The organism is Paenibacillus oenotherae, assembly GCF_019443105.1.
GTDB lineage: Bacteria > Bacillota > Bacilli > Paenibacillales > Paenibacillaceae > Paenibacillus_Z > Paenibacillus_Z oenotherae.
In genome coordinates this window covers 374,545-385,946 of the sequence record NZ_JAHZIJ010000003.1, presented here as the reverse complement: position 1 = coordinate 385,946, position 11,402 = coordinate 374,545, and the positions used below count along the sequence as shown (strand labels likewise).

Here is an 11,402-nt window from a genome sequence, read left to right as displayed (position 1 = left end):
AGAAAAAATTGTATACTTGGACACCATCGCCTACAACGAACGTTTTGAGAACCGTGTCATCCCAGGTTTTGGCGATCCCGTTGTCAAACAAAAACTTAATGAGATGTTTGAAAAGCGCTATTCCTCGGATTCTGTTCAGTCGGATCCTCGGATCGAAAGTTAAACCACTATGGCGGGGGCGGATTCCTCCACCCCCACCAACACCCGATGGATATATCTACAAGCTTACACAAACTTCTTGACGCTACCCGTTTAAGGGGAAACGAAGGTGAAATACCTGCACGCTGGCAGGCATTTCACCTTCATCGGGTCAGAATCGAGAAAATTGATGCCGTTTCGCATGTATTATCTATCTAGCACAACAGCCTGTTCCACAAAGCTCGCCGTAATTCCCAGCTGCGGAGCAGGCGCTGCAATGGGCTTGCCCATAATCGATCGAACCGCCAGATAGGGCATATTGATACCTGACAAGCAGGTGATATACAGTCCCCCGGACATGCGCGGATTGATCTCCAGCAGCTTGGGAATTCCGTTATTGTAACGAACTTGAATATTGAAGGCGTACGGAATGCGCAGTGCCCCGGCTATTCGCCGCGATATTTCCATAAGCTCAGGAACATCCTCCAGCAGATACAGCCTGCCTTCAGACTTTCTGCGCGGAATAGCCGTTATGAGTTCCCCTTCTGCAGTTGCAATGCAGTCGATGCTGTATTCAGGACCGTCTAGCATCTCCATGACCATCACATCCTCGAATTGCCCCGCTAGCGACAAGGTCTCGTACGCCCGCCGGAACGTGGTCGATACTGTCACGTAACCGAACAGCTCCGCAACCGGGTCCTGCTCGTCATCGATCATGCGGAATCCGTTGCCACCCTCCGCCTTCGTCGGCTTGAAGCAAACCTTCATCCCTTGCGCAGACAGCTCTTCATAGGCCTGCTTGAAATGAGCCGCCGTATTGACGACCCGGTACTCCGGAATAGCGACAAGGTCTTGGCCTTGCAGAAGTTCATAGAATTTATCCTTCTCCATCATAGCCTCAAGAAGTTCAATATCTCGGCAGACCATAACTTTCGTTCCTATTTCGTCGAACAGATGAATATGTCTCGCGATCTCTTCCATATGCAGCCGGGGAATAAAAATATCAATTTCATGCTTTTTGCAGAAATCCACACAGAACTGAACGTATTCCAGTCCGATTACGGCTGGTTCCACCTCTGCATGGTCTGCCGCCAATAACGACATATGCCGGGGATCGGGATGGGTACCATAAAATACAAATTTCTCACCATCGGGGTTGTTGCGAATCATCCCAATATAGTGATAAGCAACAGAAAACCAGCGATTCATATAAATCCTTGTCATTTGAACAACTTTCCTTCCTTGATCACATAGATGATATGAAGCCGTATCGAATCTACTTCGTCTGTAATGCTGCTTGTTTCCCGGCTCGTTCAATAATAATATCCAGAAGCTCTTCCGAAGCAAGTGCTCCAGTAGACTTTGTAAAAGAAATATGCGGGTTCGCTGCTTCCAGACGTCCCAGCTCTCCGTGAGAAGGTGCGATTGCGAAGTCTGCCGCCAGCAGCAGGCTTTCATCCAGCAAGCTGTCCCCCGCAGCGAATACATAACCGGAATCCAGCTTGTCCTTCACGTATTGGATTGCAGCACCCTTGCTCACCTTCTCCGGCACAAGGTAAATTTTGCGGCCTTGCAGGGAATAGCTCCACCCAAGCGGCGCTATCTGCTTCTTCAGCTCTTCTATGGCATCCAGCGGCAGCTGATCCCTCTCCACAACGATGGAATAGAACAGCTCATCACATAGACGGGAGGACTTCACCCAATGGGATGCGGCAATCGCGTTGAATAGACCTATAATCTCCGACTGCTCCGCACAATGCGTCCGCACAGCGTCACGGACAATACCGTTCCATTCCTGATCAGGCTGCCCATTCACAAGAACAGTCCCCCCATTGCTGACAATGGCATACTCTGGACGGAACCCCTCTGTAATTCCGAAAATCCGGTGGTATTGCTCCGGTATTCGCGTCGTAACCGGAATAAACCGGGCCAGCCCGGCGAGCGTCCCAAGCTTCTCAACCGCTCTCTTCGTCATGAAGGAAATATGACGTCCCTCATATAATTCAACCGGCACCATGTCTTCGGCAGGCACTTCCCCCTTGGACCGTTCCGAATAGATCAGTGTCTGATCCAAATCACTGGCAAAAATCATTGTGATGTCTCCTTAAGTGGTTTGATGATACCGCAGCATGAAAAGGTCAAGCCCTCATATTCCTCCACCGGCACATGACGATCCTTGGCCAGCAGAAGGATATGCTTCAGGTTCGGATTATCCAGTGAATCAACAAGAATCTTCCATGGCACTCTCCGCAGAAGCACGCGTGTCGTTTCTCCTACCCCAGGCTTCACGAGGTTCACATCCTGAATCCCGAATTCCTGCTGGATGCGCTGGATGTCCTTCATCCCGCTCCATGTTATTGCCGTTTCCTCCGGGCTTGCGAGCAGCCTGTCCGCCTCTTTCCTGGCAGCAGCTTCTATATCGGCAAAATGCGCCCCAACGGTATCTACGAACAGATTGGATACATCGGAGTCCAGCCACTCCTTATAAAATTTCGCTCCATGATAATCATTGGGCCCGATCAGATCAGCCCGCAGCACGGTACGGCTCATTAAGCCGGATACCGTTGAGTTCAGGCATGCGCTTGGAATGAGATAATCCTCTCTCGTACCAAACGTCCCTGCACAATAACCCGGGTCAGCAAGCACGGCCAGATCGTCATCCAATTGAATGCCGTACTTGGATTGCAGCTCCTCGCAGGCTTCAATTAGAACCTTGCGGATCGCGCCCTTGCCCGTCCAGCCGTCTACAAACTGAATCTCATCATCGGGATGTCTCTGAAGCATATAAAGAATCGCATTCTGGTCAATGCCCTTTCCCCGAATGATCGATATGCTGTAATGAGGCAGATCAGCCTTGTATACATGCTGGATATAGCGTTTGATCAGTACACCGATTGGCGTTCCTGCTCTCGCAAGAGAAGCGAGAACCACCTTAAATCCTCTTTTCTTCACAATGATCTCAGATACGATACCGACAGCATAGGCAATTCGCTCAGCAGATTCCCGCAGCGTCTTGTGGAACAATTGCAGGTACTCCGGCGTTGGCTGATATTCTACTGGCAGCATCTCCGAATAGTGGACGCCCGTCTGAATAGCTGCCTCCCTATCCTCATTGCTTCTCTCCAGATTGGCCTCATTCAAATTTTTGAGCAGAAAAACAACATCCTCCTGGCTGTAGCTTCCCATCGGTTCAGGGGCTGATAAGCTATTGTTTCTTATGATGTGAGTCATCTCGTCCTCCAACCGTTTTTATTAAGTCTTCTCCTGTCATTCTACTTCATTATTGATTCTTTTTCATGCTCTTAAATGATAAGCCGTCACGCATCGCCGCTTTCCCTGCGACTACCCGACCAAAGTCGGGTTCGCAAACCCATCCCAGGTTTGATTCTGATTCCAGCACTCTGCTTTATACTTCAAAATAAGAAATTAACATTGACAACCGAGGGAGGGTGTCAGAGATGAACGAGTCGCAGCAGCATATCTACGTACTGCTTACAGATACAGGGACCCTATTCACCAAGCTGATCAGGATGTTTACGAAAGCTCCTATGAATCACGCCTCGATTGCGTTAGATCCTGAATTGAAGGAAGTATACAGCTTCGGCCGCAAAAATAGAAGAAATCCGCTCATCGGCGGATTTGTGAAAGAAGATATGAGCAGCAATCTGTTCGACCGGGCGACCTGCGCGCTCTATCATTGCACCGTAAGCAAAGGAACCTATGAGCGGATTCGCCAGCATATGTGGGAGATGGAGAGAAACGAGCATCGTTACAAATATAACCTGCTAGGATTATTCGGGGTACTGCTGAACAAGCGGATCCAGCGCAAAAATGCCTATTTCTGCACGCAATTCGTAGCTGCTGTCCTGGAAGAGAACGGCGTACCGGTCAGCTCCAAGCCGTCCGCCTTAGTTACACCGGCCGATATAGAGCGTGCACAAGCGCTGCGCCAGGTATACCGCGGCACACTTGAAGAATATATGAGCGAGCAGTGGACCGGGCTGGCGCATTCGGAGCCCGCTTAATACCCGGACAGAAACAGCAACGGGGCCCGCATCTCGCATCTCTCGGCGTTTGACTGACGGAGTACGTGGGCAGTCCCATGATCGAGTGGGAGCTGACCTTTTCCAAAAAAGGACTTTAGGGACAGCCCTGCTTATTATTTCTCGGAGCCTCTCACACTAAGCAGCGAATTCAGCTGCTCCAGCAGATTGCCGCCACCCGTGAGGGAGATCGTGCCGATCTTCTCGCAGATCTTCTCCAGAAATTCCAGTTCCTTGAGCCGATAAAGCGTGCCGTTCTCATCCATCAGCTTGGCGGTATTCATTAGACTGCGGGTCGAAGCCGTTTCCTCGCGGCGGGTGATGATATTGGCCTGAGCCCGCTTCTCCGCCAGCAGAACGGTATTCAATATTTCCTTGATGTCGCCCGGCAAAATAATATCCTTCACACCGGCAGACAGAAACTGCACGCCGTAGCTCCCGCTCTTGTCATTCAACCGTGACAGGACGAACTCCGCAATCTCCTGCTTCATTCGGAGCAGATCATCCAGCTTCAACGTACCGACATACTCACGAAGAATAAGCTGCAGCAGAATATATACCTGATCCTCGAACGACTTGATTTCGAGTGCCTTTAGAGAATCAATGATTCTGTATTGGCATACGAAGTTGAGCCGCAGCGTCACCTTGTCCTCCGTCATGATCTCTTGTCCCGTCATGTCCAGCTGCTGCTGGCGCAGATCCAGTGTCTTAATCATTACGGATACCGGACCTTTCCAGAAATAATATTTGCCCGGACGCAGCTCCCGCTGCAGCACATTGTTGTAGAACAGAATACCTGACTCATGTCCTCCCACCTCGAAGCTTTGATAGTGGCCATGCAGCTTGGGCAGAATCGCCAAATTCACCTCTGGCGCAAACTCCGGATTCCGAATATCGATGCGGACGAAGGTGTGCTTCTTCAGTACATTCCAGAATGCATAGATTCCGGGTGTAAGCAGAGAGACAAATTTGCCATCCGCATAATGCAGCATATATTCATTATCTTGAACATCCGCGATTGCCAGTTCCCGCAGAAGCTCCGCATCCTGTAGAAACAGTTCAAGCTCTTTGGCCGCAGGGGCAAAGGGATGCAGCACATTCTGCACCATTATGGCATCGTCTGTGAACGGAGACATTCTGTATGTGCCAGGCTGCAGCGACTTCACATAGCTTCCGCGCCTGAACAGCAGACCGCGTTCATCGGATTGAATAATTACTTTTTTAAACATTTGTTTCTACACTCCTTTTTGCTGGCCTGTAAGTTAGGAATTCTCCCTGAAGTCTGGGACGGAATAAGGCTTGAGAATAGAGGAAGCAGGCTGTTCCGCTATAGGTTCCCATGAAGCGACCAGAGGTTCACAATCAACCTGCAATCCGCTCCTGCCACCCATAATGTCATCGGCTTGCTTGCCCTTATCGGTATCCGCCTCTTGCATAGTCCCGCTTCAGTGCTGCAGAAGTGCCAGCGCGAGAATTCCTCCTTAAAGGTCTTAGAATTGAGTTTCTCCCGATTAAAAGTCGAGTGCTCTACCACTGAGCTAATCGCCTATATTAGCGATAAGGGATTCGAACCCTTGACAGTTGGAGGACTATGGACAGCGAAACGATACAGTATACCCGCATACAGACTATGCAGGCACTGCGGGACCATTAGAAATCCCTGCGAAGTATCGCCACCTCATCACATAATCCGATCTATTATTGATGTTATCTTTAATAGCAAGATTGATTAAAGGCCTTTGATAGCGGCCATAGGCTTGCATTTGGCCACTACATCCGCCAAGGATGCGCCGACGACACTATCGATGATCTCATCGACATTCTTGTACGCTTGCGGGCATTCGTCGAGAATCTTCTCCAGGGTGCGGTGATTCACTAGCACCTCATCCTCCGTGCCGACCCGCAGCGATTGCTGAAATTGGTCAACCGTTACCAGCTCCTTGGTCGCCCGGCGGGATCTCGCTCTTCCTGCTCCATGGCAGATAGAGTAGAAGTTCTTGATTCCTTCCTCTCTCCCGACCATGATGTAGGACGAGGTTCCCATAGAGCCCGGAATGAGCGCAGGATGTCCCGTCGTTTTGTATGCTGGCGTATTCAGAAAATGATTCGGCGGCAGCGCTCTTGTCGCCCCTTTGCGGTGAACCAGCATCGGACGATTGCGATGAAATTCCTTGAGCGCATAATTGTGCATCAAATCGTAAAGGACCGGCATTTCCAGCTCTGAACCGAATACTTCCCTGAAGGCCTCACGGACACCGAATGCAATCATATGCCGGTTGCTGACCGCGAAGTTCAGCGCAGAGTACATAAGATTGAGATAGGTCTGTCCTTCCCGGCTTGCAATCGGCGCATAGATCAGATTAGGGTCGGGATTGTGAACACCCCACAGATGCATGGCTTCCTTCAGCGCCATGTTGTATTCCCGGCCAAGCATCGCGCCCCAGGCACGGGAGCCGGAATGAATCATAACGACCACTTGCCCCTCGAACAGTCCCCACTTGGCAGCCAGCTCCCGCTGATCCTCACTGATCTCCAAATATTGAATCTCGATAAAATGGTTGCCGCTGCCCAGCGTGCCCAGCTGCCCGTGGGCATTCTTCAGAATGCGGGGCGGCAGGTGCTCCAGATATGCATGCTCGTACTGGAAGACAGCCTGCTCGACATGAGTCAGCCACTGGTTATCCGGCACATATTTGTCCGGCAATCCGCCCAAGCCGTGCTGGACGACATTCATAATGTCGATATCCGCATAATGCGTGTTCGTGCGCTCATTCGTCGGAACGTATTTCTCGATCGCGGCAATCAGCGCTCTGCGAATCTTTTTATCCACGATATCGTTGCGATGCAGTGATGTCGTATGAACCCGCATTCCGCAGCCGATATCCACACCAACAATGGAAGGAGATACACAGCCGTCCTCCATATTCCATACCGCAGTCGTTCCGATACAAGTGCCGACCCCAACATGCGCATCGGGTGTGTAGCCCATATATACATTCCGCGGAATCCGCAGATTGTTGTCTGCCATCTCGTAAACCTTCGACTGGAATGATTCCAAAACTTCCTCGTTCGCAAAAACATGCAGCTTGCCGTGCTCCAGCACAATTTCATGATGGTTGCTGCCGTGATTGATTTGTTGCATGGTTGGATTGACCTCCTCTTGCTCCTGCTTCACTTGTCATGTACTGCCTTGCGAATACTATCATCGCTGATTATCGCGCTTGCGAACATGGCGGAAGTATTACGACTGAGGAATATTTGCCCTTTTTCATCCATTCGCTCACCTGTTACAATGTACGGAGGATTGTACAACAGAGCGGAGGATTGCAGGTGGCCAAGGAAAGCTTCGATAAGGAAATACAGTTTCTGCGCATGCTCGTCCTCACTAGCGGGGCGTACAGCCGGCAGCAGTTCGCGAGCAGGCTCGGAATTTCTGTCCATACTTTCGACAAGACGATTAAACGGCTGAAGGATATCGTCAGCACGGTACACCAGGGGCTGCCCTATGAGCAGAGCAAAGAATTCGCGGAAACGATCTGTTACAGCTACTATGACTCAACAGACCCTCTGCTGCTGTTCCTGTTTCGCGCCAAGTCGCTCAAAGAATCGGAAAGCCAGCGAATATCGCTGCTGCTTGCCGCCATGCAAGAAAGACCGCTCACGGCTATGGAGCTTCTCGATGCCTGCTGCAGCTCTCTTGATGCCGGCCTTCCCATGCCGGATGAGAAGACGGTGCGCTCCGATCTCAAATATATGGAGGCCGTCGGCGTCATTAAGCGGGAGCCCGGCCCCCGCCCCTATCGCTACCGCATTCATAATGACCTGATCCGGGAGCTGTCGCATGAGGAGCTGCTGGATCTCTATGATTTCGTAGATATTATGGCTAACACACAGGTTCCTTCCGTTCAAGGCTATCTGCTCCGGGACGGCTTGAAGAAGCAAATCAGCCGTTCGCACAGGAGCGGGAGGGGCGATGTCACAGAACCCTACTTGTACAAATATCATTACTACTCCCGTATTCTGGACGAAGCTCATCTGTTCACCCTGCTCGATTGTATCCGGCAACGCCGCAAAGTAAGCTTTCTATACTTCTCGCCCAAGAGCGCCCGAAGCTATGCCGCAAGGAGCACGAATCCATTGTTCGAACGGGAATCAGAGGGCAGGCAGGAGTCAACCCTTCCGCTCAAGGTCGTCTATGATCATCAATATGGAAGATGGTATCTGCTTGCTTATGACACCCGCCAAGGCATCAGGAAATATCGGCTGGAAGGCATGACTGCAATAGCAGCCGGGGAAAGCGTTGCTGAGGAGCAATTCGTGAAGAGGCGCGGGGAACTGGAGGAGAAAATCCGGCACAGCTGGTTAATTGATACCGGACGCCCGGTAACGGTGCGAGCCCGATTCTATAATCCCGGCCATTCCATGCCCAACTTCATCAAGGAGCGGGTCCTGCTGCAAGGACAATGGGGACGAATTACAGATGAGGACGAGAATAGTTTTACCTATGAGATTGTCGTTAACGGCACGATAGAGATCAAGCCGTGGCTGCGGAGCTTCGGCTCCAGCTGCGAGGTGCTGGAGCCGACTGCTCTGCGCCTTGAAATGATTACAGAGTGGAAGGAGCTGCAAACGTACTATGAATCCCTTCGAGAAAATATTTAATTACGGGATCATCTCGCGCTTGGAAGCCACCGGCATCTGCATGATCACTGCTCATGAACGGGGCTGGCTGAAGGCGATGCTGCAGCATCCCGCTGCTCCGGATGCACTCACACCGGAAACGTTGTCGAAGCTGCAGCAGCTTCTGGACGGAGAGATGGCGATCGGTATCGAGGGCATTATGGTCGAGAAAGCCCGCAGCATGGAGAGGCAGGTGTACCACTCCCACTTGCGACCTTTGCGCCGGATAATAGGAAGCAGAAACGGCATGGCGCTGAGCTATGCCATCAGAAGCGGGAAGCTCTACACCGGGCAGGAAGGATTCCCGTACAAGCTGGAATATTCGATGGTGAAGAGAGAATGGTATATCATCTGGTATCACTTCAAGAATCGGATGATGATGAGCACGAAGCTCGACAAAATTACCGGGATTTCGGAGCTTCCGCTTGAGGACGACCAGTCGGAGAGACTATCAGTTCAAATTCAAGCCAGGCTGAACAAGCGCAGAATAAGTGCAGCCGTACAGGTCATGCCGGAATACAACCGGGAGCTGTCACGCATTCTGTATGCCTTCTCCTGCTTCGAGAAGGACGTCGATTATGATCCCGATGCGGATTGCTATACGATTACATTGAGCTTCTCCAATAATGACAGCGAATACGTGCTGTCCAAGATCCGGTTTCTGGGCAAGCGGGTCAAGATTGTTGATGGCGGAATGCTGCAGCGGCGGATGTATGAGTCCGCGACGAAAGCGCTGGAGAGATATGGCATGGCGTGACAGAGGTGCTGTGGTACGGTCAGGTTGAGCATGCAAGCCCAGCCTGACCCGGATTGCTTATTTAATCAAATATTTTGCCGCGATAACGTTCATATGGTGAATGTCATGGCCAGCGATAACATAGGCTGCCGCACGCGCTGACAACGGGCTGCCGCCGAACTCACCCAGGCGAAGCAGAGCTTCCTGCGTCAGGCCGCCTACCAGCGTAATGGTCGATTGCCTGACAGCCGAATAATCGTTGAGAACCTCCGCCAGCGGCATATCCCCGAAGGGAGAGTTTTCATTGAATACATCCCTGTCGTAGCCGTGAAACTCATGCACATCCCCCCGTGCGATCCGCAGAATCCGATAGCTCCACAGCCGTTCCACATCCGCAATATGTCCCACTACCTGCTTCAAGCTCCATTTGCCCTCGGCATAACGATACCCGGCCTGCTCCTCTGACAGCCCTGCCAATAGAGCTATCGTGTCTTCCTGCCGCCGCTGTAGAATATGAGGCAGCGTTCCATCCGGCACAAGGCTGATATACTTCTCCGCCAAGGGCAAATATTCATTCGACTCCGGTCTTTCACTCATGATCTCATCCCCTATGTCCAATATATATACCTAAGCTGTCGGCGCTTCAACTCCCATGTCCTATATAATCACTTGGATACGTTCATCAATTCCATCCGGTACTGTCTTGGTGTTGTGCCTGTCCATCTCTTAAAGGCGTTCTGAAAGGCGCTTGGCTCTGAAAAATGAAGCAGGTAGGCAACCTCGCCGATGTTATACTCCGGTTTAGCCAAATAACCGACGGCAAGCTCTCTTCGCACCCGGTTCATAATATCCTGGAAAGTCGTATTTTCCTGCTGCAGCTTGACCTGCAGGTTCCTTACGCTCATTCTGAAAGCTTTTGCCGTATCCTTTAGGCTGGGGAATTGCACCGGCATGTTCTTGATAATCCAACTGTACAGCTGATCCGAAAAGATTCGGCCCTGTATAAGGCGCAGTCTTGATTCCTCGGCAATCGCCTCGAAGGTTCCCAGCAGCTTGGCATCCGCAAACAGAATGGGATAATCGAGAATCTCTTTCTTAATGCGAATCGTATTGGCAGCTCTGCCGAACTGCGGCCTTATCCCCAGCACCTCTAAATACGTATCGGCCTTGATTTGCAGATCGTGGGTGAAATTCACCTCTTTTAACGAGAACGTCCTGCAGCTCAGCCTGACCATCAGATTGTACAGGGAGCTGAACACTTCCTCCTTGCAATGCCTGGAAGCTACTTTTTGCGGATTGCTGTAGGTAAGTGTAATGATGACATCATCCCCCTCCACCTCCCAGCTGATGTTGAAGCCGCTGCACACGAGGACATTATACTTTTGATAGGCGGCTATAGCTTGACCGATCGTTTTGGAATGCGACATTACATATCCAAGGACGCCCAGATCGGAAACCTCCAGAGCCTGTCCCTGATGCAAGCCGAAGGCTTCGTCCGATGTAATCGCAGCAGCCAGGTCGATCATCCCCTCAAATTGCTCCACGGGCAGCCTGGCGTCGGTATCCTGAAGAAGCGACTCGTCAATATTCGCCCGCCTGAAGAAATCTCCCTTGTCATACCCTTTGATCACAATTGTTTTCACAATTGGATATACAAAGGCGACAGATACCCCGCTAAGTTCTTGCACGGGCTCCTCCCCCTTTTTTCTGCATATTATAAAAAGATTTTGGCATGTTTCATCATATTAGCATGGCTTCAAATCGCTTACGCTTAGTTTATCTTAACATGCACCGCGACTAAAGGT

The 11,402-nt window shown here is 51.0% G+C and carries 10 protein-coding genes; 3 read left to right on the top strand and 7 right to left on the bottom strand.

Going from position 1 to position 11,402, the window contains the following annotated elements:
* Nucleotides 1-345: 345 nt before the first annotated feature.
* The 3 genes from K0T92_RS07880 to K0T92_RS07870 are packed head-to-tail and all read right to left on the bottom strand — an operon-like array spanning nucleotide 346 to nucleotide 3,381.
* Nucleotides 346-1,362 carry an ATP-grasp domain-containing protein gene (locus tag K0T92_RS07880; RefSeq protein ID WP_219871881.1) on the bottom strand — a complete coding sequence of 339 codons (1,017 nt, stop codon included), beginning with the start codon at nucleotides 1,360-1,362 and terminating at the stop codon, nucleotides 346-348.
* Between the two features lie 52 nt (nucleotides 1,363-1,414).
* Nucleotides 1,415-2,230 (bottom strand): HAD family hydrolase, encoded by an 816-nt coding sequence (locus K0T92_RS07875; protein ID WP_219871880.1) that lies wholly within the window; start codon nucleotides 2,228-2,230, stop codon nucleotides 1,415-1,417.
* Nucleotides 2,227-3,381, bottom strand: coding sequence for a cysteine protease StiP family protein (locus K0T92_RS07870; RefSeq protein ID WP_425517634.1), 1,155 nt, complete (start codon nucleotides 3,379-3,381; stop codon nucleotides 2,227-2,229). Before K0T92_RS07870 ends, K0T92_RS07875 begins: the two co-directional genes overlap by 4 nt.
* A 215-nt stretch (nucleotides 3,382-3,596) precedes the next feature.
* On the opposite strand from K0T92_RS07870, the gene K0T92_RS07865 reads away from it, so the two are divergent.
* Nucleotides 3,597-4,163: a hypothetical protein gene (locus K0T92_RS07865; RefSeq protein WP_219871878.1), complete on the top strand. Its 567-nt coding sequence runs from the start codon at nucleotides 3,597-3,599 to the stop codon at nucleotides 4,161-4,163.
* Nucleotides 4,164-4,297: 134 nt separating this feature from the next.
* Here the strand turns inward: K0T92_RS07865 and K0T92_RS07860 are convergent, their stop codons facing one another.
* Together K0T92_RS07860 and K0T92_RS07855 are read right to left on the bottom strand one after the other, a co-directional pair.
* The gene (locus tag K0T92_RS07860; protein ID WP_219871877.1) at nucleotides 4,298-5,410 is read right to left on the bottom strand and encodes a slipin family protein; all 1,113 of its coding nucleotides are present in this window, start codon (nucleotides 5,408-5,410) and stop codon (nucleotides 4,298-4,300) included.
* A 500-nt stretch (nucleotides 5,411-5,910) separates the two neighbouring features.
* Nucleotides 5,911-7,323: an RtcB family protein gene (locus K0T92_RS07855; RefSeq protein ID WP_219871876.1), complete on the bottom strand. Its 1,413-nt coding sequence runs from the start codon at nucleotides 7,321-7,323 to the stop codon at nucleotides 5,911-5,913.
* Between the two features lie 188 nt (nucleotides 7,324-7,511).
* On the opposite strand from K0T92_RS07855, the gene K0T92_RS07850 reads away from it, so the two are divergent.
* Together K0T92_RS07850 and K0T92_RS07845 are read left to right on the top strand one after the other, a co-directional pair.
* Nucleotides 7,512-8,843, top strand: a complete 1,332-nt coding sequence (locus tag K0T92_RS07850) for a helix-turn-helix transcriptional regulator (RefSeq protein WP_219871875.1) — start codon at nucleotides 7,512-7,514, stop codon at nucleotides 8,841-8,843.
* Nucleotides 8,818-9,618, top strand: a complete 801-nt coding sequence (locus K0T92_RS07845; RefSeq protein ID WP_219871874.1) for a WYL domain-containing protein — start codon at nucleotides 8,818-8,820, stop codon at nucleotides 9,616-9,618. Before K0T92_RS07850 ends, K0T92_RS07845 begins: the two co-directional genes overlap by 26 nt.
* A 57-nt stretch (nucleotides 9,619-9,675) precedes the next feature.
* On the opposite strand, the gene K0T92_RS07840 is transcribed toward K0T92_RS07845, so the two are convergent.
* Both K0T92_RS07840 and K0T92_RS25475 read right to left on the bottom strand, forming a co-directional pair.
* On the bottom strand, nucleotides 9,676-10,194 hold the full coding sequence (locus K0T92_RS07840; protein ID WP_219871873.1) for a DinB family protein: 519 nt from the start codon (nucleotides 10,192-10,194) through the stop codon (nucleotides 9,676-9,678).
* A 68-nt stretch (nucleotides 10,195-10,262) separates the two neighbouring features.
* On the bottom strand, nucleotides 10,263-11,285 hold the full coding sequence (locus K0T92_RS25475) for an AraC family transcriptional regulator (RefSeq protein WP_219871872.1): 1,023 nt from the start codon (nucleotides 11,283-11,285) through the stop codon (nucleotides 10,263-10,265).
* Nucleotides 11,286-11,402 lie beyond the last annotated feature (117 nt).

What these genes read in the sequence shown, in the direction of transcription:
- K0T92_RS07840 (WP_219871873.1), bottom strand. Translation starts at nt 10,194, where the DNA reads ATGAGTGAAAGACCGGAGTCGAATGAATATTTGCCCTTGGCGGAGAAG.
- K0T92_RS07865 (WP_219871878.1), top strand. Translation starts at nt 3,597, where the DNA reads ATGAACGAGTCGCAGCAGCATATCTACGTACTGCTTACAGATACAGGG.
- K0T92_RS07855 (WP_219871876.1), bottom strand. Translation starts at nt 7,323, where the DNA reads ATGCAACAAATCAATCACGGCAGCAACCATCATGAAATTGTGCTGGAG.
- K0T92_RS07880 (WP_219871881.1), bottom strand. Translation starts at nt 1,362, where the DNA reads ATGACAAGGATTTATATGAATCGCTGGTTTTCTGTTGCTTATCACTAT.
- K0T92_RS07860 (WP_219871877.1), bottom strand. Translation starts at nt 5,410, where the DNA reads ATGTTTAAAAAAGTAATTATTCAATCCGATGAACGCGGTCTGCTGTTC.
- K0T92_RS07875 (WP_219871880.1), bottom strand. Translation starts at nt 2,230, where the DNA reads ATGATTTTTGCCAGTGATTTGGATCAGACACTGATCTATTCGGAACGG.
- K0T92_RS07845 (WP_219871874.1), top strand. Translation starts at nt 8,818, where the DNA reads ATGAATCCCTTCGAGAAAATATTTAATTACGGGATCATCTCGCGCTTG.